Annotated in this window: 13 protein-coding genes and 3 tRNA genes; 4 read left to right on the forward strand and 12 right to left on the reverse strand. The window is 72.7% G+C overall.

Features of this window, described 5'->3' with window-relative positions; translation table 11 throughout:
• Positions 1–76: 76 nt before the first annotated feature.
• The 4 genes from ACFVH5_RS30625 to ACFVH5_RS30640 form a co-directional block, all read right to left on the reverse strand.
• Positions 77–2,005 carry an ABC transporter ATP-binding protein gene (locus ACFVH5_RS30625; protein ID WP_385836953.1) on the reverse strand — a complete coding sequence of 643 codons (1,929 nt, stop codon included), beginning with the start codon at positions 2,003–2,005 and terminating at the stop codon, positions 77–79.
• Positions 2,005–3,738: an ABC transporter ATP-binding protein gene (locus ACFVH5_RS30630; protein WP_385836954.1), complete on the reverse strand. Its 1,734-nt coding sequence runs from the start codon at positions 3,736–3,738 to the stop codon at positions 2,005–2,007. The genes ACFVH5_RS30625 and ACFVH5_RS30630 overlap by 1 nt, the downstream gene beginning before the upstream one ends.
• Positions 3,739–3,917: 179 nt before the next feature.
• Positions 3,918–5,372, reverse strand: coding sequence for an FGGY family carbohydrate kinase (locus tag ACFVH5_RS30635; RefSeq protein ID WP_384808605.1), 1,455 nt, complete (start codon positions 5,370–5,372; stop codon positions 3,918–3,920).
• Positions 5,373–5,523: 151 nt separating this feature from the next.
• On the reverse strand, positions 5,524–5,832 hold the full coding sequence (locus ACFVH5_RS30640; RefSeq protein WP_384808607.1) for a YtxH domain-containing protein: 309 nt from the start codon (positions 5,830–5,832) through the stop codon (positions 5,524–5,526).
• Positions 5,833–5,993: 161 nt separating this feature from the next.
• Here ACFVH5_RS30640 and ACFVH5_RS30645 point away from each other — a divergent pair.
• From ACFVH5_RS30645 to ACFVH5_RS30655, 3 genes are all read left to right on the forward strand, one after another.
• Positions 5,994–6,066: transfer RNA gene (locus tag ACFVH5_RS30645), tRNA-Asn, on the forward strand.
• A 6-nt stretch (positions 6,067–6,072) separates the two neighbouring features.
• Positions 6,073–6,145, forward strand: a tRNA-Asn gene (locus ACFVH5_RS30650).
• Positions 6,146–6,322: 177 nt separating this feature from the next.
• Positions 6,323–6,399, forward strand: a tRNA-Ile gene (locus tag ACFVH5_RS30655).
• Positions 6,400–6,908: 509 nt separating this feature from the next.
• On the opposite strand, the gene ACFVH5_RS30660 is transcribed toward ACFVH5_RS30655, so the two are convergent.
• From ACFVH5_RS30660 to ACFVH5_RS30685, 6 genes are all read right to left on the reverse strand, one after another.
• Positions 6,909–8,522, reverse strand: coding sequence for a GAF domain-containing protein (locus ACFVH5_RS30660; RefSeq protein ID WP_385836955.1), 1,614 nt, complete (start codon positions 8,520–8,522; stop codon positions 6,909–6,911).
• A gap of 73 nt (positions 8,523–8,595) precedes the next feature.
• Positions 8,596–9,633 (reverse strand): rod shape-determining protein, encoded by a 1,038-nt coding sequence (locus ACFVH5_RS30665; RefSeq protein WP_385836956.1) that lies wholly within the window; start codon positions 9,631–9,633, stop codon positions 8,596–8,598.
• Positions 9,634–9,782: 149 nt separating this feature from the next.
• Entirely contained in the window at positions 9,783–14,777 is a 4,995-nt protein-coding gene (locus tag ACFVH5_RS30670; RefSeq protein WP_385836958.1) for an SAV_2336 N-terminal domain-related protein, read from the reverse strand.
• Positions 14,767–15,807 (reverse strand): AAA family ATPase, encoded by a 1,041-nt coding sequence (locus tag ACFVH5_RS30675; RefSeq protein WP_384808613.1) that lies wholly within the window; start codon positions 15,805–15,807, stop codon positions 14,767–14,769. The genes ACFVH5_RS30670 and ACFVH5_RS30675 overlap by 11 nt, the downstream gene beginning before the upstream one ends.
• A 62-nt stretch (positions 15,808–15,869) precedes the next feature.
• Positions 15,870–17,693 carry a trypsin-like peptidase domain-containing protein gene (locus ACFVH5_RS30680; RefSeq protein WP_385836959.1) on the reverse strand — a complete coding sequence of 608 codons (1,824 nt, stop codon included), beginning with the start codon at positions 17,691–17,693 and terminating at the stop codon, positions 15,870–15,872.
• Positions 17,690–18,070 (reverse strand): CU044_2847 family protein, encoded by a 381-nt coding sequence (locus tag ACFVH5_RS30685; protein WP_385836960.1) that lies wholly within the window; start codon positions 18,068–18,070, stop codon positions 17,690–17,692. The genes ACFVH5_RS30680 and ACFVH5_RS30685 overlap by 4 nt, the downstream gene beginning before the upstream one ends.
• A 246-nt stretch (positions 18,071–18,316) precedes the next feature.
• On the opposite strand from ACFVH5_RS30685, the gene ACFVH5_RS30690 reads away from it, so the two are divergent.
• Positions 18,317–22,105 carry a S8 family serine peptidase gene (locus tag ACFVH5_RS30690; protein WP_385836961.1) on the forward strand — a complete coding sequence of 1,263 codons (3,789 nt, stop codon included), beginning with the start codon at positions 18,317–18,319 and terminating at the stop codon, positions 22,103–22,105.
• Between the two features lie 30 nt (positions 22,106–22,135).
• Here the strand turns inward: ACFVH5_RS30690 and ACFVH5_RS30695 are convergent, their stop codons facing one another.
• Positions 22,136–23,536 (reverse strand): carboxyl transferase domain-containing protein, encoded by a 1,401-nt coding sequence (locus tag ACFVH5_RS30695; RefSeq protein WP_385836962.1) that lies wholly within the window; start codon positions 23,534–23,536, stop codon positions 22,136–22,138.
• Positions 23,529–25,022, reverse strand: a complete 1,494-nt coding sequence (locus ACFVH5_RS30700) for an acyl-CoA synthetase (protein WP_385836963.1) — start codon at positions 25,020–25,022, stop codon at positions 23,529–23,531. The genes ACFVH5_RS30695 and ACFVH5_RS30700 overlap by 8 nt, the downstream gene beginning before the upstream one ends.
• Positions 25,023–25,090 lie beyond the last annotated feature (68 nt).

A 25,090-nucleotide genomic window follows, 5' to 3' on the forward strand; every position in this document is an offset into this window, starting at 1 on the left:
GCTGATTTTCAGCCCGTCCGGCGTTTGAGGACACAGTGACGGGAACGGGTAGGGGCGGCGGGGGCGGAAGACTAGGTCAGTCCACCTCCACCGCCGCCTGTGCGAACTGCGCCTTGTACAGGCGGGCGTACGCCCCGCCCCCCGCCAACAGGTCCGCGTGGGCGCCCTGTTCCACGATCGCCCCGTCCTCCATGACGAGAATCGTGTCGGCATCGCGAATCGTCGACAGACGGTGAGCGATCACGAACGACGTACGCCCGTGCGCGAGCTTCGCCATCGCCTTCTGGATGAGCACCTCGGTCCGCGTGTCCACGGAACTCGTCGCCTCGTCGAGAACGAGGATCACGGGATCGGACAGGAACGCCCGAGCGATCGTGATGAGCTGCTTCTCACCGGCGCTGACCCCCGCCCCCTCGTCGTCGATGACGGTGTCGTACCCGTCGGGCAGTGTCCGTACGAACCGGTCCGCGTGGGCCGCCCGAGCCGCCTCCTCGACCTCCCCGCGCGTGACTTCGCGCGAGGCCCCGTACGCGATGTTGTCCGCGATCGTGCCGCCGAACAGCCAGGTGTCCTGCAGCACCATCCCGATACCGGCCCGCAGTTCGTCGCGGGACATCGTGGCGATGTCGACGCCGTCGAGGGTGATCCGGCCGCCGGTGGTCTCGTAGAAGCGCATCAGCAGGTTCACGAGCGTGGTCTTGCCGGCGCCCGTGGGGCCCACGATGGCGACCGTGTGGCCCGGTTCCACCGACAGGGACAGGTCCTCGATGAGGGGCTTCTCCGGGTCGTACCGGAAGGAGACTCCCTCAAGGGCCACCCGGCCCCGCAGTTCCTCCGGCCGCGCCCCCGTCACCGGGTCGGCCTCCTGCTCCTCGGCGTCCAGCAGTTCGAAGATCCGTTCCGCCGAGGCGACCCCGGACTGCACGAGGTTGGCCATGGACGCGACCTGCGTGAGCGGCATGGAGAACTGCCGGGAGTACTGGATGAAGGCCTGGACGTCACCGATGGAGAGAGAGCCGGACGCGACGCGCAGCCCGCCCACCACCGCGACCAGCACATAGTTCAGGTTCGACACGAACATCATCAGCGGCTGCATGACCCCGCTGTTGAACTGCGCCCGGAATCCGGCCTCGTACAGCTTGTCGTTCTCCTCGGCGAACTGCGCCGCCGACTCGTCCTGCCGTCCGAAGACCTTCACCAGGGTGTGCCCGGTGTACATCTCCTCGATGTGCGCGTTGAGTTTGCCGGTGGTCCGCCACTGCTGCACGAAGTGCGGCTGTGAGCGCTTGCCCACCCGGGTCGCCACGACGAACGACAGCGGCACGGTGATCAGCGCGACGAGCGCGAGCAGCCACGACACGTAGAACATCATGATCAGCACGCCGACGATGGTCAGCAGCGAGTTCACGAGCTGGCCCATCGACTGCTGGAGGGTCTGCCCGATGTTGTCGATGTCGTTCGTGGCGCGGCTGAGGACCTCACCGCGCTGACGCTTGTCGAAGTAGGAGAGCGGCAGCCGCGACAGCTTGGTCTGCACGTCCTCGCGCATCTTGTACATCGTCAGGTTGACGGCCCGGTTCACCAGCCGCGTCGCCATCGCCATCAGCAGGCCGGCCAGCAGGAACGCCACCAGGGCGATCCCCAGGACCTCGCCGACCGCGTCGAAGTCGATGCTCTGGCCCGGGGTGAAGTCCGTGCCCGAGAGCATGTCGGCCATCCCGCCGTCGCCGCGCTCCCGCATCGCCGCGAGCACCTCTGCCTTCGACTGCCCGGCGGGCAGCTCCCGTCCGACGACCCCGGCGAAGACCAGGTCGGTGGCCCGCCCCAGGATCTTCGGCCCGAGGACCGACAGGCCCACACTGCAGACCACGGCGGCGAGCATCACGTACAGCGTGGCGCGCTGCGGCTTGAACTGCGCCAGCAGCCGTTTGCCGGAACCCTTGAAATCCATCGAGTGATGGTCGGGTCCCGACCCGGCCATCATGCGCCCCATGGGCCCGGCCATCAGGCTGCCTCCGCTTCCGTCAGCTGCGAGAGCACGATCTCCCGATAGGTCTCGTTGTCGGCCATCAGCTCGTGATGGCGGCCGGTCCCGACGACCCGGCCCTCGTCGAGGACCACGATCCGGTCGGCGTCGCGGATGGTCGACACCCGCTGGGCGACGATCACGACGGTCGCCTCGGCGGTCTCCCGCGCGAGCGCCGCACGCAGCGCCGCGTCCGTCGCGTAGTCGAGGGCGGAGAACGAGTCGTCGAAGAGATAGATCTCGGGACGCTGTACGAGGGTCCGGGCGATGGCGAGCCGCTGCCGCTGACCGCCGGACACGTTCGTGCCGCCCTGCGCGATCGTGGCGTCGAGCCCGTTCTCGAGGCCCTCCACGAACCCCTTGGCCTGCGCCACCTCCAGCGCGTGCCACAGCTCCTCGTCGGTCGCGTCCGGATTCCCGTACCGCAGGTTGGTGGCCACCGTCCCCGCGAACAGATACGGCTTCTGCGGTACGAGGCTCACCGTGCGCGCCAGCAGCCGCGGCTCGACCGTGCGGACGTCGACGCCGTCCACCAGCACCTCGCCGTCGGTCGCGTCGAACAGCCGGGGGACCAGACCGAGCAGGGTCGACTTGCCGCTGCCGGTCGAACCGATCACCGCGGTCGTCTCGCCGGGCAGCGCCACCAGGTCGACGGCCCGAAGGACCGGCTCCTCGGCGCCCGGGTAGCGGAACCCGGCCCCGCGCAGCTCCAGATGGCCGTGCCGCCGCAGCTCCAGGACCGGAGCCTTCGGCGGGACCACGCTGCTGGAGGTCTCCAGGACCTCCTGGATGCGCTCGGCGCACACCTCCGCGCGCGGCACCATCATGAACATGAAGGTGGCCATCATCACGGACATCACGATCTGCATCAGATAGGCGAGGAACGCGGTCAGCGCGCCGATCTGCATTCCGCCGCTGTCGATCCGGTGGGCGCCGAACCACACCACCGCGATCGACGAGACGTTCACCACCGTCATGACGATCGGGAACATCAGTGCCAGCATCCGCCCGGTCCCCAGCGACACCTCGGTGAGATCGGTGTTCGCCTTGCGGAAGCGCTCCTCCTCGTACGTGTCGCGCACGAAGGCACGGATGACGCGGTTGCCGGTGATCTGCTCGCGCAGCACCCGGTTCACGGTGTCCAGACGCACCTGCATCGTGCGGAACAGCGGCCGCAGCCGGCGCACGATGAGACTGACCGCGATCCCGAGCACCGGCACGACGGCGAGCAGCACGCCGGACAGCGGGACGTCCAGGCCGAGCGCCAGCACGATGCCGCCCACGCACATGATCGGCGCCGACACCAGCAGCGTGAACGTCATCAGGGCCAGCATCTGCACCTGCTGGACGTCGTTCGTCGTCCGGGTGATCAGGGACGGCGCCCCGAAGTGGCCCAGCTCACGCGCGGAGAACGACTGCACCCGGTCGAAGACGGCGGCCCGCAGATCCCGGCCGACCGCGGAGGCGGTACGGGCGCCGTAGTAGACGGCGCCGATGTTGCAGACGACCTGCGCCAGCGAGATGCCGATCATCAGGGCGCCGAAGGACAGGATGTAACCCGTGTCGCCCTTCACGACACCGTTGTCGATGATGTCGGCGTTCAGGGTCGGCAGGAAGAGCGTGGCGCAGGTCTGCAGGAACTGCAGGAGGACGAGCAGGCCGATGGGTTTCTTGTACGGCGTGAGATAGGTACGCAGAAGTCTTATGAGCACGCTGGGTCTCTCGGGGTCGGCGGCGGGGCGATTGGTTGCCCTTGGCCCCCATCGTCGGACACTCCCCCCGTGTTACCTCAACTGATTAACCCAAGAGAGGGCCAAGAGCGGAGCGGGTGTCGGTCCGAAGTCGTAGGCCGCCCGAGACACCTCGCGGCACCGGGTCCCCGGGGGCCGCTTCAGGACCGGAAGGCGCCCGGGTGCGTCTGGTTGCGCACCGACACGTACTGCTGCCGCACCGCCTGCCCCACCGCCAGCTCCTCGCCCGGCTCCAGGACCTGCGCCGCGGCGCCCTGCCAGACCGGCGGCAGACCCGGCTGGATCGTGCCCTGCTGGACACCGAGCGCCCAGGCGGCCTGCCGGGCCGCGCCGATCGCCGCGTAGTCCGCGGGCTGCGGCACCACGATCTGCGTACCGAGCAGCGCGGGCGCGCACGCCTGCACCGCGCTCAGCTCCGCGGCCTGGCCCAGCAGGAAGATCCGCCGTACCTCCACGCCCCGCTTGCGCAGCACGTCGAGCGCGTCGGCGAGACCGCACAGCATGCCCTCGAAGGCGGCCCGCGCCAGATGCTCGGGCTTCATCGACTCGCGCCGCAGCCCGGCCAGCGTGCCGGCCGTGTGCGGCAGATTGGGCGTCCGCTCACCTTCCAGATACGGCAGCATGACCAGCCCGTGGGAGCCCGGCGTCGACTTCATCGCCAGATCGGACAGCGCCTCAAGATCCGGTACGCCCAGCAGCTCGGCGGCCCCGCGCAGGGCCCGTACGGCATTGAGCGTGGTGACGACCGGGAGGTGCATGCCGGTCGCGTCCGCGAGCGAGGTGATCATCCCGGAGGAGTCGACCAGCGCCTCGTGGTGGACGGCCATCACGGAACCGGAGGCGCCGAGCGACACCACCGCGTCCCCGAGGCCGATGCCGAGCCCGAAGGCCGCCGCCATCGTCTCGCCCGTGCCCGCCGAGATCAGCAGCCCCTCGGGCGTCGTCCCCGCGGCCTCCCACGGCCCGAGCACATCGGGCAGCAGGGCCTGGTGGCCGAGCGCCAGTTCCACCAGATCGGGCCGGTACGCGCCGGTCGCCGCCGACCAGTAACCGGTGCTGGAGGCGCCGCCCCGGTCGGTGGTCCGGCGGGCGGGCCTGCCGAGCAGCTGCCACACCAGCCAGTCGTGCGTCTGGAACAGCATCGCGGTGCGCGCGGCCGCCTCGGGTTCGGTCCTCGCCAGCCACCGGAGCTTCGTCACGGGCTGGGCGGCCTGCGGTACGGAGCCCACGGCCTGCGCCCAGGCCTCCCGGCCGCCGAGCGCGTCGACGAGATCGGCGGCGGCGACCTGGGCGCGCTTGTCCCCGCCGACCATCGCGGGACGGACGGTGTTGCCCTGGCCGTCCACCGGGACGAGCCCGTTCTGCTGTGCGGACACACCGATGGCCTGGACGCCCTCCAGGAGCCCGCCGCCCGCGGCCTCGCCCAGGGAGAGCAGCCAGGCCTGCGGGTCGACGTCCGAGGGACGGGAGCCTTCCGCGGCGCCGTCCAGCGGATGCGGGGCATACCCCTGCCGGAGTACGGCTCCGCTGTCCGCGTCGCAGACGACGATGCGTGTGAAATCGGGCGAACTGTCCAGCCCGGCGACTATCCCCATGGCGGAAATTCTGCCGTATCGCTGCGCTGGCTCGGGCCGTGGGAGGCGGTGGGGTGCGCCCGGCTGTGTGTCTGCGGGGGCGTCGTGGCTGGTCGCGCAGTTCCCCGCGCCCCTCAGGTGGGGACGCCGGGCCCGTGCCGGAGAGGTGGTGCTAGGTGTTGCTGGTGCCCCAGTCGTCCTCTGTGCGGGTGCCGTTCGCGTTGCGGTCGCGCAGGGAGCGGACCCGCTCGGAGACCGAGTCGGGGACCCGGTCACCGACCTTCTCGCTCACCACGTGGAACGCTTTCCCGGCGAACTGCCGGCCCTGCAGGGCCGCCGATTCGGCGGTGTTGCGCACCGCAGGGTTCTGCGAGACCTGCCGGGCGGTCTTCCTCAGTTGCTCGTAGCGCTCGCGCCCGGCGCGTGTGCCGAGCACGTATCCCAGAGCCAGTCCGACGACGAACGTGAGCCGGTAGCGCATGGGGCCACCCTTCCTCTTGATCGGTCCTTTACGGCGGCGTCGGTCGCAGGCGGGTTACCGATTGGCGAAGCACCCCCCTGCTTGCGCTAATGTATGTGTCGCAGCGAGCGCACGCCCTCTGGCGAATACCCAGGGAGCTACGTTCGATGCGAACGAGGCAATCCCCTGTAGCTCAATTGGCAGAGCAGCCGGCTGTTAACCGGCAGGTTACTGGTTCGAGTCCAGTCGGGGGAGCTTCGATCTTCCGTAGCTCAATTGGCAGAGCAGCCGGCTGTTAACCGGCAGGTTACTGGTTCGAGTCCAGTCGGGAGAGCAGTGCGAACGAGGACCCCATGAAGCCCATCGGGGTCCTTTTTCATGGCCGCGGGAACCGCTGCGCCCCAGGTGAGGTCCTAGAGGGCAGGCGAAGTCGACCATCCGAAGCAGGAGATCGTATGAGCGGCTATGCTGCGGCAGACGGCGCGCACACATGTGCGCGACGCGCCGTAATGGGGCGGTAGCTCAGCCGGTTAGAGCAGCGGACTCATAATCCGCCGGCCGTGGGTTCGAGTCCCACCCGCCCCACCAACGCTACGCGTGGAGAAACGATCTGACCAGCAACGTCGCTGGAGGATCAGGCGAGTTGAGGTGTCCTTGGGACCCTCCTCGCGGCTTAGAAGAGACAGGGCCACGCACTCATCGGCCCGTCCACAGAACGGCCCACGCCACCTCATCGCGCGGGCCTCGCGGAGCCGCCCGTCCGGCCTTGCTCAACAAGCCTTCCCGGTGCCCGTCGCGGCCCCCTCTGGGTGAAGCCGGTGGGGTGGGCACCGGGGTGGGCACGGACGTGGGTGACGGCCCCGGAGAGCTGCCGCGGGGCAGGGCGCTCGTGGACGGTCGGGCTGCCTCGTGCTCGCCCTCGGCGCGTGTCCGGCCCAGGGCCCGCCGTGAGCAGCCGGAGCCGGAGCCGGAGTCGCCGCAGCCGTCGCCGCAGTCGTGTATCGGTCGGGGTGTACCGGACCGGCGGCTCTGGTGGCCCTCGTGCGCCGTGTTCGCGTCCGACCGGTGACCGTGGACGGCTTTCTGATCTGTGAGCGTCAGAGAGGGGCCTGCCACGTTGTCGTGGTTCCCCGCCGGGCGGGGGTGTCCGGGGTGCCGTCGTCCGAGACCGTCAGGCGCACCGCCGGGCGGCCGTCCGGGAGGCTCGCCGTCGCGTCGACCGTGACCGCGACACGGGTCGTGCCGGCCCGGTGCGACGCCGTGGCGAGGGCGGCTCGCAGGGCCGTGAGGAGGTGCCCCGCCACCGTGTCCGGGACGCGGTTGTCGACCGGTCCCGTGAACTGGACCGACGGCTGGACGCCGAGAACCGCCGCCGCGCCCGCCGTCTCGCGGAGCACCTTGCCCCTGAAGCTGGTCGGGGCGTCCGCGGGCGGCTGCTGCAGCGCGAAGATCGCCGTACGGACCTCCTGGACGGTGGACCTGAGTTCGTCGAGGGCCCGGCCGATCGTCGCGTGGACCTCCGCCTCCCGCTCCTCCGCGGCGGCGCGGCGCTGCGTGGACTCCAGCATCATGCCGGTGGCGAAGAGCCGCTGGACGACCAGGTCGTGCAGGTCACGGGCGATCCGGTCGCGGTCCTCGAAGACCGCCAGCCGCTCCCGGCGCTGCCGTGCGTCCGCCAGCACCAGCGCCAGCGCGGCCTGCGAGGCGAACTGCGTGGCCAGCAGCTTCTCCGCCGGGCTGTACGGGGGATCACCGCGCCGGCGCGGCAGGGCGAGGGTGCCGATGAGCCGGCCCCCGGCCTGGAGCGGCAGCATCATGCTGGGCCCGAACCGGACCCGTACGGGAGTCGTCATGCGCGCGTCGGTCGCCGAGTCGTCCAGGAACACCGGCTCGCCCCCGAGGAGTTGTTCCAGGACCGCGCTGCCCGGCGCGATGGTCGTGCCGATCAGGCCGTCCCGGCCGGCCGGCGCCGACGCCGTGACGATCTCCATGCCGCCCTCGTCCGTGGGCTGGAGGATCACCCCGGCCGACGCGTCGGCGAGGACGCGGGCACGCTCGGCGACCGTCATCAGCGCGTCGGCCGCCGCCTCGCCGGTGAGCAGCGCCGTCGTCACCGCCGCCGCGCCGTCGATCCAGCGCTCCCGCTGACGGGCCGTCTCGTACAGACGGGCGTTGCCGATCGCGATGCCCGCCTGCGCGGCCAGTAGCCGTGCCATCTGCTCGTCCTCGGCGGTGAAGGGTCCGCCGCGCTTCTCGGTGAGGTACAGGGTGCCGTACACCTCGTCCTGTACGAGCAGGGGTACGCCGAGGAAGCTGCGCATCCCCGGGTGGCCGGGCGGGATGCCGCACGCGCGCGGGTCGGTGGTCAGGTCGGTGAGCCTGAGCGGCACGGCCTCGTGGAGGAGCGCGCCGAGCAGGCCCCGGCGTCCGCTGGGCGGATGCCCGATGCGGGCCCGTTCGGCTTCCGGCAGTCCGGTCGTGCAGAACTCCGCCAGGCCGTTGTCGCCGGGCGCGAGCACGCCCAGCGCCGCGTACCGGGCGCCGGTCAGCGCCGCCGCGTTCTCCACGATGCGCTGGAGCGTGGCGCGCAGTTCGAGATCGCTGCCGACACCGAGGACGGCTTCGAGGAGGCGGGGCAGGGGGAGGAGGGGGAGCCCCTGGGAGGAGGGCTCCCCGGGGTCCGTGGGGTCCGTGGGCGTGGGTTCCGTCATGGGTGCCGCGGTGGTGGGGGCTCGGGGGGTTGCGTGCAGGCGGGGTGCGTGCCGACGGGGTGGGTGCGGGTGTTCAGCCGCCCGTCGGGTCGAGGACCAGGGGCTCGATCCGGCCCTCCAGCATCGCGCCCAGGCCGAGGACCGCGCACACGTCGGGCCGTTCGGCGATGTGCACCGGCATGCCCGTCGCCTGCCGCAGCATCTGGTCGAGGCCCGGCAGCAGCGCGCTGCCGCCGACCATCATGATCCCGCGGTCCACGAGGTCGGCCACCAGGTCGGGCGGGCAGACGCGCAGCACCTTGCCGATGCCGTCGAGCACGGCGGTCAGCGGGGTCTGGATGGCGTCGCGCACGGCGGCCGTGTCGACCTGTACGGAACGGGCGAGGCCGGTGGCCACGTCCCGGCCGTGGATCTCGGTGGACGTGGGCCCCTGCGAGGTGAGCCCGTTCCCGGAGAGGGCGAGCTGCAGGGGGCGTACGGACTGCGAGGGGAGCATCAACTCGTGGTGGTGGCGCAGGTGCTGGACGATCGCGTGGTCGATGGCCTCGCCGCCCACGGGGATGCGTTCGGCGGTGACGATCGAGCCGAGGGACAGCACGGCGACCTGGGTGGCGGCGGCCCCGCACACCATGATCATGGTGGCTTCGGGGCGTTCCACGGGCAGTCCGCAGCCGACTCCGGCGGCGATGAGCGTGTCGACCAGTTCGACGCGGCGCGCGCCCAGACCGACGAGCGTCTCGACCGTGGCCCGCTGGGCCAGCGGGTCGGAGTCGTGCGGGGTGCAGGCGGCGGCCCGCAGCCGGGGCTTGCGGCGCAGGGTGCGGCGGACCTTGTCGCCGAGGAGCTGGCGCAGCATGCGCTGGGCCATCTCGATGTCGACGACGGTGCCGCCCGAGACGGGGCGTACGACACGGATGTAGTGGGGGGTACGGCCCGTCATCTTCTCGGCGAACTCGCCGACCGCGATCAGGGCGCCGGTCCTCGTGTTCACCGCGGCGACGCTGGGCTGGTCGACGATCAGCCCGGCGCCCTTCACGAAGACGCGCGTTCTCGCCGCTCCGAGGTCGACGGCGAAATGGCAGCGGCGCAACTGCTCCAGGCTGGCGGTCATGGCGGGTCCTCCCGAGAGCACAGACCGTGGGACTCCACCGGGCGGCGGTCCTCCTACGCATCGTGCGGGAACTGACGGGGTGTCGCCTTTCGGGGTGGGCCGGGCGGGGTGCGGCTGGACGGGTGGTCTTCGCGGGCGCCGGAGGGGGTTCAGGTGTGGGGGAGGGACCGGAGCAGGGGGGCCCACGAGGCCGTGGTCGCCCCGCAGCCCGCGCGGACCAGGCGCTGCCTGTGCCCCTCGGAGCGGGTGTAGCCGAGGAAACGCAGGCCCACCGCCTGCGCCGCGGTCAGTTCGGCGACCGACGAACCGACCAGTACGGCGTCCTTCGCCGGCACGCCGAGATGGTCCAGGGCGCGCAGGAGGCAGTCGGGGTCCGGCATCAGCAGGGTGAGGTCGTCCGCGCGGCCGTGCACTCCACCGGTCACCAGGCCGGTCAGCCGGCCGTGGGAGTGCAGGTACTTCCAGACGGCACCGGGCGCGTTGTCCGCGACGACCGCGGTACGCCGCCCGAGCGAGCTGAGCGTGGTGATCAGGGCGTCCGAGAACGGGGTGGACGCCGCGGTCGACACGGCCCGCTCCTCGATCCGGTTGAGCCGCCGGCGCAGGTCCGCGCCCAGCGGATGGTCCGCGAAGGCGCGCAGCAGGTCGAGCGGGTTGGAGCGCCCCTCCAGCGGCTGCGAGGGCCCGCCGTGCGAGGAGAGCGGTTCGCCCCGCAGCGCGGCCCCGGGGTCCCGCAGCTCGGCGAGGAGTGCGGCGAGCTCTCTGGTGACCTGCTTCTCGGCGTCACTCGTATAGAGCCGGACGAGGGGCCCGTCGAACCCGAGGAGCACGCAGGGGCTCTCCATGAGGGCCGCGGCGGCGTCCTCCGGCCGCGCGGCGGCGGCCCGCCGGGTGGTCGCGGGTTGCCGGGCGGGCGAGGAGGGTGTGGGCTCCGGTCGGTCGGCGGACCCGGACGGCGGTGCGGTCTCGGACGGTCGTGCGGTCTCGGTCGGTGAGGTGGACCCGGACGGAGACGTGGTCCCGTGCGGGGGAGCGGCCTCCGGGCGGTGGGTGGGGCGGGGGGCCGTGGGCGGTTGCGGTTCGCCCTCCGGGGTGAGGCGGATCGAGCACGCCACCGAGAGGCCGGGCACCGGCCACGTGCGCAGCCCGCTGTGCAGGGCGTGCTGGGCCGCGCCCGCGCGGCGGAGCGGGTGGCGGCGCGTGATGCGGCGCGCCTCCCTGAGCAGGTGGTCCAGAAGGCGTTCGGACACGTTGGCGGTCTCGCCGTGCACGAAGGCCACCGGGTCCTCGACGTGCCAGGACAACTCGACCGACGCGGCGAACGCGCCGCCGCCGGAACCGGGCAGGGACAACTCGTGGGCGGCCTGCTGCGTGGTGAGGTCGACCTCGTAGTACGTGAGGCGGGGCCCCGAGGTGGGCGTGCCGGCGAACCCGTCGGGGTCGAAGAGGGCCGGTGCGCCGTCGGGGGGCTGGAACACCACGGCGGTGCGGCCGGGCTCGGGGAGGGGGATCGACATCCGGCGACGGGTGCTGAACGGGCCGCGCACCAGGTCGCGCTGTCCGGGCGGCGGGTCCGGGGCGCGGTCCGGGATGTCCAGGCTGCAGGACCAGGCGAGGGGCGGACCGTCGCCCGCCCCCGGACGCAGGGGCCGGAAGTGGACCGGGCCCACCGGCACGTCACCGCTCGTCAGTTCCTCGTAGAGGACGGGGGAGACGACCACGGCGATGTCCGACTGCTCCGAGGAAGGGGGCGGAGGGGTGGTACGGGGAGGGCGCGCGGTGTGCCAGAACGTCAGCCGGATCCTGGGCGGGTCCGGCACCTCCAGGAGTATGTCCGGCAGATCGCGCAGGGTCGCGTTCAGCACGTCCAGGACGGACGCCCCGGGGGCGACGAGGACGAGGTAGCCGTTGTCGACGGCCTGCATGTCGTACTGGTCGGAGGTCAGACCGCTCAGCGAGAGCAGCCAGGCCATGGTGTGGGAGAGCGTGCTGTGGGCGCCCCGGTGGCCGCCTGAGTCCGTGAACTCCATGGTGACGGTCGGCCGGCTGTCGTCGGGGGCGGCGCGCAGTTCGCGGTACAGCTCGAGGAGGGTGAGGTTCGGCTCGCCGAACTGCCGGTCCTGGAGCTCCTCGTACGCCTCGTACGAGTCGATGGCCTCGGCGATGCGGCCCTGGCCCTTGAGGGCGAGCATGTGCAGACGCCGGAAGTCCTCGCGCTCGGGGTGGTCGCGCAGCAGCTCGCCGAGGTCGGTGGCCGCGCGCTCGAACCGGCCCAGTTCCAGGTCGAGTTCGGCGCGCGTGACACAGAGGGTGAGGCGCAGGGCGCGCAGCCGTGTGCGGGTCGCCTCGGCGGCGGGCCCGGGAACCTCGTCGACAGGGTGGCCGCCCCACAGGTCGATCGCGTGCTGGACGGCGTCGCGGGCCTCGGCCGGCTCCCCGGCGTCCCGGAGGGACTTCGCTGTGGCGACGAGTACCTGGCAGCGGTTCACATCGATGGTGTGCGGAACCGCGTACAGGGCGTATCCGTCGGCGGTCGTGGCCACGACTCCGGGACCGAGGATGCTGCGCAGCCCGCTCGCGTACGTGGCCAGGAGGCGCCCGGCGCGCTGCGGAGGGCGCAGGCCCCACAGGCCGGCCGTCAGTTCGTCGTACGTCACGGTCCGGCCGTGCCGGAGAAGCAGCATGCTCAGCAGAGCTTGTTCCCGCGGGGAGCCGGCGGGCAGGGCCCGGCTTCCCCGGCTGATCCGTACGGGGCCCAGCAGCCGATAGCGGTACTGGTCCGCGCTGACGGCGTCCAGCAGCTGGGAGAAGGACGGGGTCCGGAAGAGGTCCCGGCCGCGTCGCTGGGTCGCCAGGTCCGTGGAGACAAGAGGCCGGACGGCGTCGTCGAACCGTGACCGGAACTCACGCGGAAGCCGCCCGAGTTCACCGGGTGGCTCCCCCTCGGCCAGCTCGCGCAGCAGGTGTCCGAGATCCGCCAGATCCTTCGACTCGCCCCGCGTACGGTCCGCTCCCGGCACGAAGGACGAGACCTTCACGGTGCCGTCCGGACACAGCAGCAGGCAGTGAGGGGTGACTCCGCCGTGTACGACGCCGTGTCCGTGCATCGCCTGCAGACCTTGCACGACCTGTTGCGCCAGGGGAGCGAGCAGGGTGAAGGGCAGCTGGAAGCCGCCCTCGGCGGTCAGTTCCCCGACGGTGAGTCCGTCCACGAACTCCGTGACCAGGTAGGCGGTGCCGTCCTCGAAGCCGTAGTCGTACACGGCCGTCACCTGCGGATGCTCCACGCCCGCGAGGGCCCGCGCGGCCTCCAGGAAGCCCTGCCGCCGCTCCGGTGCGACGGTGTACCGGTGCACCGCGACCGTCCGGTCGAGCCGGGTGTCCTGGGCCTCCATGACGCGCTTGCCCGGCCCCAGGCGGCGTACGGGCCGATACCTGCCGAGCACCAGCCCCGCGGCGCTCTTCGAGGGCGGGCCGCCCATGCGTCGTACGGACTCCTCCCGCACCGCCGCGAACGGTTCGCCCGCGGCCGGCCCGCCCCCGGGGCCCGTGCCCCCGCCGCCCGGGGCGAGCACGCGGAACTCGCCGGCCGACAGTCCGGCCCGCTCGTCGATCAACGCGCCGATCCGGGCCAGGAGTTCGGAGGTCCGGCCGTACGCCGAGCGCGGCAGGGTGCGTCGCAGCAGCTCCCGTACGCCCGGCCGGAACACGTACGAACCGGCCGCCCCCGGGACCGCGACGAGCGCGCCGCTGAGGATCACCTCGGCCAGGTGCTGCGGGCGCGGGTTCTTCTCGACCGCCGCCTGGACCAGCCGCATGACCGGCAACTCCACCGGCCCCACCGCGAGATGACCGGCCAGCCGGAAGGCCTCCGGCGAGGCGAGGGAGCGGAAGCGCAGCAGCAGTTCCTCCGGGGAGAGCCGCTCGACATCGCTGCGGCCCCTCTCGTCGACCGGCGCGAGCGGCGGCCCGGAGCCCAACAGGGCGACGGCGGCCGGCAGTCGGCCGCCGCCCGCCACGAGGGACGACCAGTTCCCCAGCCAGGGCGCCGACGCTTCGAGCACGGGCAGCGGCAGCAGACCGCGCGGCAGACCCTCAAGCGCGTACGGGGCCAGCGCGTACGAGTCCACGTCGTACGCCGAGTTGGGTGCCGCCGGTCCCGGCGCGGTGATCCGCGCGGTCGTGGCCGGCAGTGCGGTCGTGCGCCACAGGCGCTCCGGCAGCGGCTGTACCAGGGCGACCGGCATCCGGGCCGACCAGCGGCGCAGTGTGCCGTACCAGCGGGTGCCCGCCGGGCCGTCCCGCCACTGCGGACCCATGCAGTCGCTGAGCAGGAGGGTGACCGTACGCCCGTCGGCGAACGACTCCTGCGAGCCGGGGCGGCGTACCGTGCCGTCGGCCTCCAGCCGGTGCAGTTCCACCGTGCGGAAGATGCCCGACTGGGCCAGTGCCGCGTGCAGTTCGCGGACGAGCGGGCGCCAGACGGGCATCGTCGGGCCGGTGTCGTGCACGAGGTGCAGCGTCAGCCATCGCTCGGCCATGGGCCGCAGCACGGGCAGCCACCACTGGGGTGCGGCTCCGAGCCGGGCGATGCGGTGGGCGGTCGCCGCCTCGTCCAGCTCCCTGCCGACCGGCGCGGGGACGCTTCGCTTGAGGGGGCGGAGGGCTCGTTGCAGTCCGAGGGGGTGGGGGAGCATCGGGGGTGCGGGGGCCAGGAGGGACGTGTACGGGCCGTTCGGAGGCGGGGCCTCCTCCGGACGTCCGTCCCGGCGCGGGCCCTGCGGGGCGGCTGCGGGGGTGCGCCTGCCTGGCAGCCGAAGGGGGACGAGGGTGTCGGGTGGGTCTGGGGCGGTGCGGGGTGGGGGGTCGGGTGCGGGTTCGTCGGCGCTGGGCGCGCCGTTCCCCGCGCCCCTTGGGCGGGTGGGGGCGGAGGGAGCGGGAAGGCTCGGGTCGTCCGGGGTGGGTGCGGGCGTGGGTGGGGTGGTGGGCTCCGGGGATGGCATGTGGGCCGCCAGCCACAGGAGTTCGGCCAGTTCCACCGAGGTCGGCTGCGGGGCGCCCGATGCCCGGGCCAGTACGTCGGCGAGGAACGCGGCGCCCGCGCTCCCGCCTTCGTCCGCGTCCGCGCCCCGGTCAGAACGCATCCGGTTCCTCTCCCGACCGGCTCAGATATGGCATCAGCTGCTCGGCCAGTTCGTCCCGGGACGACGCGTCGAGGCCCGCCACGCCCGTGAGGTAGATCGCGTTGAGCAGCTGGTCCGTGGCGAGTTCGCCCTCGGTCCCGCGGGACAGGAAGCGTTCGATCAGGTCACGGGCGTTCTCGTCGGGTTCGCCCAGGTGGGCGCGGACGATGTGCTCCAGGTGCGCGGCGCGGGGCTGGTGGAGTTCGAGGCGGACACAGCGGCGGAGGAAGGCGGGCGGGAACTCGCGCTCGCCGTTGCTGGTGAGGACCACGAAGGGGAAGGCCCGGCAGCGGACCCGGCCGCGCGAGACCCCGACCCGCTCGTCCGTGCCGTCGATCATGACCTCGGCCGTGGGGGTGTGCCGGGCGGAGCGGACCAGCTCGGGGATCTCGTACTGGCCCTCCTCCAGGATGTTGAGGAGGTCGTTCGGCAGGTCCAGGTCGCTCTTGTCGATCTCGTCGATCAGCAGGGCCCGCGGTCGGCCGTACGGGAGGAGTGCCGTGCCGAGCGGGCCGAGCCGCAGATGGTCCTGCAGCTCGCTGTCCTTCGGCAGGACGGAGTCCGGTGGGGCCTCACCGCCGGGGCGGGCGTCGCGTGCGGCCGCGTACAGGCGGGACAGCGGGTCGTACTGGTAGAGCCCGTCGTGCAGCGTGGTGCGGCTGGTGACGTTCCAGCGCAGGACGGGGCCGAGCCGCAGCTCCCTCGCCACGGCGTACGCCAGGCTCGACTTGCCGCTGCCCGGCGGGCCCGTCACCAGGAGGGGCCTGCGCAGATAGAGGGCCGCGTTGACGAGCTGCACGGCGCGGTCCGTGGCGCGGTAGGTGCGGGCGCGGTGCCGGCGGTCCGGGGAGGTGGCCGAGGCGTCGTCGTCCTCGGCGGGCGTCGCCAGCTCCGGTCCGCCGTCGAAGTCGCGCCAGGGCGGCGGCGCGGGCAGCTCGGCGATGCCGTCGTGGGGCTCGCTCGCACCCGTGTAGACGGGCCACAGGGACATGATCTCTCCGAACGTGTTCCGGTGTGCGGTTGCGGCTTCGGTGGGCTGGGACGGACACGCCTCTAGCCCACCGGGTTGTGCAGGTAGCCGGTGGGATCAGGCAGGCATTCGGGGTCCTCCCAGAGCAGGGCCAGGTCGTACGCCCAATGCGGCTCCGGGGCGTCGGAGGCGTACGCCGTCTCCCGCAACTCATGGATGTGACGCGGTAGTTCGCGGGGCGGCAGGTTCGCCAGATGTGCGGCGAGACGGTCCAGGAACTCCGACCCCCGGCAGTCGACGGACTCCCCGCACCGGTGCTCGCCCCGGCAGCCGGTGCGCGGCCACAGCATCACCGGAACCGCCGCGTTCAGGCTCGCCTGGAACAGCCGCCGGACCCGGTCCGCACGCGGCGGCGTGGCGAAACCCACCATGTCCGCGTCGCGGCGCAGCCCGATGGTCAGCTTCACCTGGTCCTGGCCGACCGACCAGCAGTCGATACGGTGCAGCCGGGCCGTCGGCCGCTCGTCCAGGTACTGCCACTTCTGCCGGAGCTTGTGCTGCAGGCCGCCGCTGCGCCGACGCTCCAGGTCCATCACGACCAGCGGTGCGAAGGAGCCGAGCGGGCTGTCGTCGTCCGCGCTGCGCTGCCAGTGCGCGACGTCCGTGTTGAGCCAGCGGCGCGGCAGCACGAAGGCGATCAACTCGCGTGCGCCCACTTGTAGTTCGCGGTACGCCTCGTCGATCCGCTCCAGCGTGTACGGGCGTACGCGGTCGACGGGGAGGCGGCGCGAGCCCACCACCCTTCGGTGTCCTCCGTTGTACGCGGACACCTCCACGAGGAAGGCTCCGTCGCCTGAGCCGCTGGGGGCGATCTCCACGAGGATCGGGGACCAGGAGTGTGCGGGTCCTGTGGGGGCGGGCGGGGCCGGGCGGTGGGTCTGTGGGGCCGAGGGCCAGGCGCGCAGGGCTGTGCGGGTGGGGGTGTCGTCGATGAAGTCGGCGAGGCGGGTGGTGAAGCGGGTGATCGCTTCCGGGTCCTGCACCTCGGAGAGGAGGTACCAGGCCGCGTCCCACAGGGAGGTGAAGCCGTGGGGTGGGAGTGGGGGGCCCAGGGGGCCCACGGCCTCTTGGTACAGCCGTTCCGGGGAGTGGGTGTATTGCGTCTGCGGGCCGGTGGGGGCTGGTCGCGCAGTTCCCCGCGCCCCTGGCAGGCGGGGCTGCGCCCCTGCCTGAGCTTCGGGTGCGGGGGGCTCCAGTTGTTCCAGTAGGTGTCTCAGGGTCTTCTTCTGGTGCTGGTCGTGGGTCGGGGTGGGGATCAGGTCTGCCAGGCGGGGCCAGTAGCGGGCCATGATCTGGGCGGGGAGCATGCGGCCGTTGCGGATCTCGGGGCTGCGGGCGGCGGCCGAGACCATGCCCACGACCCGGCCGGTGTCCGCGAGGGTCACGGCGGCGCCGCTGAACCCCGGTGCGAGCGGCTGCCCGTGCGCGGCCCACGACTCCAGCTGGACCCACTCGCCGGCGATCAACTGCTGGGCGGTGGCCCGGTATTCGGCGAGCGTCCCCTCGTCGTACCGCTTGGGGAAGCCGTAGGCGAGGAGCCTGCGCGGGGGATCGCCGTACGCGTCGGCGGGTGTCGCGAACTCCGCGGGCTTCATCGGCACCGGCCGGTCCAGCTCCAGTACGGCCAGGTCGCCCGGGTCGCTCTCGCGGCCGTCCCAGCCGCCGTGCGCGACCACCCGGGCGGGGACCTGCTCGTAGCCACCGTGCGCGAAGGACACCGCGACCGTCTCGGTGTCGCTGCGCGCCACGACATGGGCGCAGGTCAGAACGTGCTGCTCGGTGACGAGGAAACCGGCACCGGTGTCCCGTCCGCAGCTGATTCTCGCGTGCCAGGAAGCGCTGCTCATGGGCCCGGGGTGGTCTCCGGAGAAGTGAGGGAGGCGGGGGAGGCCGCCGGGGGGCCGTCCGGCCGCTCGGGCGACCAGGAGAGCTTGACCACGAGGTGGCCCTCGACGGCACTCTTGGCGATCAACGCGCCCGCCTCCGCCGTGAGTTTGACGCCGAACTCGATCTCCACGGAGTCGGGCTTCAGTGAACCGTCCCTGAAGACGCGGAGCGCGGCGCCGGCGGCGGCCCTTACCCCCTCCAGCGAGCCCTCGAAGGTGCGGGTCGCGGCGACCGTTCCGTCGCCCCGGGCCACCAGGCGGGAACCCGACTCGTCCTCGGCTCCCTCGACGACGACAAGGGTCCCGTCGTCGGTCTTGAACTCCACTAATCCGTCCATGGCGCCGCACAACCCCCGTAGTCCGTCACTGGTGACCGCCTTCATTGTCACGGACGGTACTTGCCGCTGTCGCGGTTTCCACCGGTCGTTCACCGTTCCGGTGGCGGAAAACCGCCAGGGCAGCTTCCCGCCAGGTTCCGTCGACGCCACCGCACCACCGGCCCCCCGAGACTCTTCGCAGCACCCTGACACCGGCTTGGCTCGCAGCAGCGTCGACGCGTCGACGCGTCGAGAAGAGGGGTACCGATGATCAGAGGTTCCGCCGGACACGGGGTGGCGCTCGCGGCGGCCGGACTCGTGTTCGCCCTCCTTCCGGCCGACGGGGCCGGGGCCGACGCGCAGGACACCGACGCCCGGCCGCGCACCCGCGCCGCGTCCGCCGCCCACACCGTCACCCTCGTCACCGGCGACCGGGTCACCGTCACCGAGCTCGGCGGCGGCAAGAGGACGGTGACCGTCGAGCGGGCGGAGGGGGCGACCGGCGCGGTCCGTACACAGACGGCGAACGGCGACCTGACCGTCGTACCGGACGAGGCGCTGCCGTATCTGCGGGCGGGCACCCTCGACCGGCGGCTGTTCGACGTGGGTGAGCTGATACGCCAGGGGCTGACCGACCGGAGGACGGACGAGCTGCCGCTGATCGTCACCTACGAGAAGGGCGCGCGGGTGGTGACTCCGCGCGGGGCCGAGCGGACGCGCGGGCTGCCGAGCATCCGCGGGGCCGCCGTCGCGGCCGACAAGGGGCGGACGTTCTGGCGGGCCCTCACCCGGCAGGACGGGATCGGCACGGGCCGGATCGACGCGGGCCGGATCGACAAGGTCTGGCTCGACGGGCGGGTCCGGGCGGAGATGGCCGAAAGCAACGCGCAGATCGGTACGCCCGAGGCCTGGGAGGCGGGGCTGACCGGCAAGGGCGTCACCGTGGCGGTACTGGACACGGGGGTGGACGTCGGCCATCCCGATCTCGCCGGGCGGGTCTCCGTGACGAGGAGTTTCGTCGAGGGTGAAGAGGTGGCCGACCGCAACGGCCATGGCACGCACGTCACTTCGACCGTCGGCGGCAGCGGCGCCGCGTCCGACGGCAAGGAGAAGGGCGTCGCGCCCGGCGCCACGCTCGCCGTCGGGAAGGTGCTCGGCGACCAGGGCTCGGGCAGCGAGTCGCAGATCATCGCGGGCATGGAGTGGGCCGCGCGGGACGTCGGCGCCACGGTCGTCTCCATGAGTCTCGGCTCGACCGAGCCCAGCGACGGCACCGACCCCATGGCCCGTGCCGTCGAGACCCTCACCGCGGAGACCGGCGCGCTCTTCGTCGTCGCCGCGGGCAACACCGGCGCCCCCTCGTCCATCGGCTCGCCCGGCGCCGCCGACTCCGCGCTGACGGTCGGCGCGGTCGACTCCGCGGACCTGGCCGCGTACTTCACCAGCGCGGGCCCCCGCCACGGCGACAACGCCCTCAAGCCCGACCTGGCCGCCCCGGGCGTCGACATCCTCGCCGCCCGCTCCCGGCTCTCCGCGGGCAGCGGCGACTACACCGCCATGAGCGGTACGTCGATGGCGACACCCCATGTCGCGGGCGTGGCCGCCCTCCTCGCCGAGCGGCACCCCGACTGGACCGGCGGCCGGCTCAAGGACGCGCTGATGTCGACGTCCAGGCAACTCGACGCGTCCGCATACGTGGTGGGTGCCGGACGAGTGAGCGTGCCCGAGGCGGTGACGGCCGAGGTCACGGCCACCGGAAGCGCCGATCTGGGCTACTACCGCTGGCCCTACACGTCGAACGAGCCGGTGACCAGGACTCTCACGTACTCCAACTCCGGGGACCGGCCTGCCGAGTTGAAGCTGACCGTGTCCGGCGCACCCGAGGGGGTCGCGACGCTCGCCGACTCCACGCTGACCGTGCCCGCGCACGGGACCGCCACCACGACCGTGACCGGGGACGGTGGCAGGGCCCCGGTCGGCAACACCAGCGGGCGGATCGTGGCAGCGGCGGCGGACGGCACGCCCGTCGCGCACACCGCCTTCGGGCTGGTCAAGGAGGAGGAGCGGTACACCCTCACCGTGCACGTCAGGGGCCGGGACGGCGACGCCACCGCGGCCGACCTCGTGGTGCAGCGACTCGCGGAGGGTGTCGACCCGTTCCCGGAGCACGTCGGTGACACCGGCACGGTCGAACTGAGGCTTCGGCCGGGCACGTACAGCCTGAACACCTTCCTCGACGTGCGCGGCAGCCGTGGCGCCGACTCGCTCGGGCTCGGCTTCCTCGCGGCACCCGAGATCGCACTCGACCACGACCGCGAAGTCACGCTCGACGGGCGCCGGCTGAGGGAGATCGCGGCCCATGTCGACCGGCGTACGGAGACTCGGCAGCTGCTCATGGAGTACGACCGGTCGGCGAACGGGACGGACCTCTTCGGGGCCGTCCAGGTGCCGCTCCGGTACGACAGCGTCTTCGCGGCGCCCACGGCGAAGGTGACGAAGGGCAGCTTCGAGTACCGGACCGTATGGCGGCTCGGGAAGCCGCTGCTGGAGGTGAAGGGCGTCGGGGAGGCGGTGGTCCAGCCCGGGGGCACGCTCGTCGAGGGCCGCCGCACGCTCCCGCTCGTCGATGTCGGCAGCGGCGACACGGGCTCCGGCGACACGGGCTCCGGGGCCGGGGGATACGGCGGAAAGGACGTGCGGGGCAAGGCCGTGCTCGTCCGGATGGAGGAGGGCGCGGTGCCGTCGGAGATCGCTCAGGCGGCCCAGGACGCCGGCGCCGCGGCGCTGTTCGTGACGGACGACGTACCCGGCCGGCTCAACGCCTGGTTCGGGACCGACGACAACACGGACCGGCCGATCCAGATCGCCACCCTGAACGCGGCGGACGCGGCGCGACTCCGGTCGGCGGGGCGGGCCGCGATGAACGGGACACGCAACACGCCCTACACGTACGACCTTTCGGAAGGACACAAGGGAGGCATCCCGGCGCGTGACCTCACCTACGAGCCGTCGTACCGCCAACTCGCCGTGCTGAACACGAAGTTCCATGCGGTGAGGCCCGTCTCGGGCAGTGAGTTCCGGTACTCGCTCACCGATGACGCGTTCCCCGTCGGGATCGGCTTCCAGGAGCGGGCCGACTTCCCGGCCGAGCGGACCGACTACGTGTCCACGGGCCCCGGCCAACTGTGGCACGAGTCCGTCGACGTGGGCGCCGGAGACCTGGAGGAGCGCAGCGGACTCGTCCGCCGTCGCGGGGGCACGCGGCAGGACCTCGACTGGTTCCGGCCGGTCTGGCACCCCTGGCTCGGCACCGGGCTCGGCTGGGGGCAGCAGCGCTCCGGCTCGACCCTGCAGTTCAACGTGCCCGGCTGGGGCGACTCCGGACCCGACCACACCGGCTTCGGCAACGTGTGGGACGAGAGCAGCGGCATGACGCAGTTCACCGAGGTCCACCTCGACGGGGAACCGGTCGACCGGCGGACCGGCTCCGCCGCGTACGTCCGGGACGCGCCCGCCGACGAGCACACGTACACGGTCGTCACGGACACGACCCTGGACGCGGACCGCTGGAAGCTCGCGACGAAGGGCCACTCCGAGTGGACCTTCAGATCGGCGGCCACCCCGGAGAACCGCTGGACGACCCTCCCCCTGATCAACCTGGGCTTCGACCTCGACACGGACCTGACCGGGAACGTACGGGCGGGTGGCCGGCTGCCTGTGGCCATCAGCGCGTCGTACGTGCCGGGGATCACGGAATCCCTGAGGGGGCGCAGCCCCCTAGGGGCGCGGGGAACTGCGCGCCCAGCCCAACTCAACCCGCACCCGACAACCGACGATCCGTCCCCGGGAACCCTCGGCAGAGCGAGACTCGAAGTCTCGTACGACGACGGCACGTCATGGCAAAAGGTGAGCCTGCTGGAGACCGGCGCCGACACCTGGCAGGGCACGCTCACCGTGCCACGCGGCACCCCGTACGTGTCCCTGCGGGCCTCGGCCGCCGACGACCGAGGCGGCTCCGTGACCCAGGAGATCATCCGCGCGGTGGGCGTGCGGTAGACGGGCGCCGGGCGTGCGGTCGGCCGCGACTCACCGCCTCCGCTCCACGATCCCCCGCTCCACGACTCCCCGCACGACACCCAGCTCCACCAAGTCCTGCGGACGGATGCGGAGTTGGTCGGCCGTGGCCCGTACCTCCTCGGGCGGGCGCTTGAGGATGGCGGCCGCGAGTTCGGGGGCGATGACGGAGAAGTAACTGTCCGGCGTGGCCCACGTGTTGGCGGGGGCGGCGAGCGCCAGGGCCCCGCCCGAGCCGCCCTCCCCGATCAGCAGCGTGGTCACCGGGGTCTCGGCCACCGCCACCGCGGCGAACAACTCCGCGATCGCCGCTCCCGCGCCCTGCCGCTCCGCCTCCGCGTCGTTGGCGGCGCCCGGGGTGTCCACCAGAGTCAGCACGGGGATACGGAGCCGGTCCGCGAGCCGGATCAGCCGGGCGGCGGTGCGATAGCCGGCGGGGAGCGTGGCGGTGCCGGTCTGGGCCGCGTACGCGACCGTACGGCCGTCCTCCGCCCGGACGCCGAAACCGCAGAGCATGCCCTCGTCGGTACCGCCGCAACGGTCACCGCTGATCGCCGCGCGCCGGGTGAAGCAGGCGTCCAAATAGGCCTCGGCGCGCGGCCGTCGCGGGGCGCGGGCGGCGCGTACGGCCTCCCAGCCGGTGACCGGGAGACCGACGTCGCCCAGTGCCGGGGGCGGCGGCACGGGGTCCGTCGACGGGTCGCTGAGCAGTCGCAGCCAGAGCGCCAGCGCTTCCGGCAGCTCCCGCTCGGGCACCACCGCGTCGACCGCCCCCGCCGCGAGCTGCGCCTCGGCCGTGTAGGCGACCGGGTCCGCGTCGGGCGGCCGGACCCGCGAGCCCGCGAAGCCCACCTGCGCGCCGGGCAGCGCGAGGATCACATCGGCGCCCGCGCCCAGGGTGGCCCAGCCGCCGCCCGTCGTGGGGTCGCGCAGTACGGCGATCTGGGGGAGACCGGCCGCCCGCGTGAGCACCGACTGCCGTGCCACCCGATGGAGTTGGACCAGTGCTCGCATGCCCTCCTGCATCCGGCTGCCGCCCGTCGCGACGAGGGAGACGACCGGGAGGCGGTGTGCGCGGGCGTAGGCGTGCGCGGCCTCCAGCCGGTCGCCCGTGCGCTCGCCCAGCGAGCCGCCGAGGAACCCGAACTCGAAGGAGATCAGCACGGCCGGGGTCGTACCACCGTCGTCGCTCTTGACGGTCGCGGTGCCGCAGACGACGGACTCCTCCTCGCCGGTGCGGTCCGCGGCCCGGGTGCGCGAGGCGTCGTACCCCTGCCAGGACAGGGGCCCGTCCGGCCCGTACGAGCCCCGGGGGGTGGGGGGTGCGAGGTCGGTGAAGCCGATGCCGACCAGGGCGATCGCCTCGCGGGCCGTGAACCGGCGGGAGCCGTGGACCGCGGCACTCTCAGTCATGGGCCAGCGCACGCTTCATGATCTTGCCCATGTCGTTGCGGGGCAGGGCCGCGAGATAGTGGACGACGCGGGGACGCTTGTGCGGCGCGAGACGGTCGGCCACATGGTCCGCCAACTCGGCCGCGGATGGCGGTTGTTGGGCATCGGCGGGCACGATCCACGCCACGATCCGCTCACCGAGGTCGGCGTCCGGTTCGCCCGTGACCGCGGCCTCCCGTACGCCCGGGTGCTCGATGAGGGCGTTCTCGATCTCGCCCGCCCCGATCTTGTAACCGCCGCTCTTGATGAGGTCGGTGGCCTTGCGGCCGACGATGCGTACGTACCCGTCGGGGTCGCGCACCGCCATGTCGCCGGTGCGGAACCAGCCGTCCTCGGTGAAGGCCGCCGCCGTCGCGTCGGGCCGGTTCAGATACTCGGTGAAGAGGTTCGGGCCCCTGACCTGGATCTCACCCACGCTCTCCCCGTCGTACGCCTCCAGGACCGTCCTGCCGTCCTCCTCCGTCAGCCGCAGCTCGACGCCCGGCAGCGGCACGCCGACCGTGCCCGCGCGGGGCTCGCCGTCGGCGCGGACGCTGGTGTTCATCAGCGTCTCGGTCATCCCGTACCGCTCGACGACCCGCCGGCCCGTCGCCTCCGCGATCCGCTCGTGGTCGTGCACCGGCAGGGCCGCCGAACCGGACACGAGCAGGCGTGCCCGCCCCAGCGCCTTCGCGAGCGCCGGGTCGTCGGGCAGGGACTCCGCGATCCGGTGGTACATCGTCGGCACCCCGAACAGCATGGTGGCGCCGTCGGTCAACTCCCTCGTCACGCCCGCCGTTTCGAAGCGGCCGAGGTGCCGTACGGATCCGCCGCGGCGCAGCGGGCCGAGGATGCCCAGGATCAGGCCGTGCACATGGAAGAGGGGCAGGCCGTGCACGAGGACGTCGTCGCCGGTCCACTGCCAGGCGTCCGCGAGGGCGTCCAGGGTGGTGGCGACGGCCCGGCGCGGGATGACGGCACCCTTCGGGGGGCCGGTCGTGCCGGAGGTGTAGACGACGAGGGCGGGCAGCTCGTCGGCGAGGCGGTCCGTGTCCGGGGCGAGCGCCGGCGAGGCCGGCCCGCTCGCCCGTACGTCGATGTCGACGTCGACGCGCGCCAAGGAGGCGAGAGAGTCGGGGAGTTGGTCGTCCGGGGCGGCGAGCACGAGTGCCGGCGCGCTGTCCGCCACGATGTGCCCCAGCTCGCTGCCGCCCGACTTCGGGTTGAGCGGCACGGCGGGGACACCGGCCAGCAGCGCGGCGACCACGGCGACCGCCGTCTCCAGGGTGGGCGTGGCCCATACGGCGATCCGGCCCGCCTCCCCGACGCGGGCGGCCAGCGGGGCGGCGGTCGCCGCGAGTTCGCCGTAGGTCAGGGAGCGGTCGCCGAAACGCAGGGCCGACCGGTGCGCGGCGGTGCCGTCCGGGTCCGCCAGTGCCTCGGTCAGGGCCGGGAAGAGAGGGGACACGCGTGCGTACTCCTTGCTCGTCGGGCGTGGGTGTTCGGTCGTTCTGGTTGTCGTCCGTTGTCGTCCGT

The sequence above is a fragment of the Streptomyces sp. NPDC127119 genome (genome assembly GCF_042677425.1).
Classification (GTDB): Bacteria; Actinomycetota; Actinomycetes; order Streptomycetales; family Streptomycetaceae; genus Streptomyces.

Coding starts and splice junctions, on each gene's coding strand:
- ACFVH5_RS30670 (WP_385836958.1), bottom strand. CDS start 14,777: ATGCGTTCTGACCGGGGCGCGGACGCGGACGAAGGCGGGAGCGCGGGC.
- ACFVH5_RS30665 (WP_385836956.1), bottom strand. CDS start 9,633: ATGACCGCCAGCCTGGAGCAGTTGCGCCGCTGCCATTTCGCCGTCGAC.
- ACFVH5_RS30680 (WP_385836959.1), bottom strand. CDS start 17,693: ATGAGCAGCGCTTCCTGGCACGCGAGAATCAGCTGCGGACGGGACACC.
- ACFVH5_RS30675 (WP_384808613.1), bottom strand. CDS start 15,807: ATGTCCCTGTGGCCCGTCTACACGGGTGCGAGCGAGCCCCACGACGGC.
- ACFVH5_RS30685 (WP_385836960.1), bottom strand. CDS start 18,070: ATGGACGGATTAGTGGAGTTCAAGACCGACGACGGGACCCTTGTCGTC.
- ACFVH5_RS30635 (WP_384808605.1), bottom strand. CDS start 5,372: ATGGGGATAGTCGCCGGGCTGGACAGTTCGCCCGATTTCACACGCATC.
- ACFVH5_RS30625 (WP_385836953.1), bottom strand. CDS start 2,005: ATGGCCGGGCCCATGGGGCGCATGATGGCCGGGTCGGGACCCGACCAT.
- ACFVH5_RS30690 (WP_385836961.1), top strand. CDS start 18,317: ATGATCAGAGGTTCCGCCGGACACGGGGTGGCGCTCGCGGCGGCCGGA.
- ACFVH5_RS30660 (WP_385836955.1), bottom strand. CDS start 8,522: ATGACGGAACCCACGCCCACGGACCCCACGGACCCCGGGGAGCCCTCC.
- ACFVH5_RS30640 (WP_384808607.1), bottom strand. CDS start 5,832: ATGCGCTACCGGCTCACGTTCGTCGTCGGACTGGCTCTGGGATACGTG.
- ACFVH5_RS30695 (WP_385836962.1), bottom strand. CDS start 23,536: ATGACTGAGAGTGCCGCGGTCCACGGCTCCCGCCGGTTCACGGCCCGC.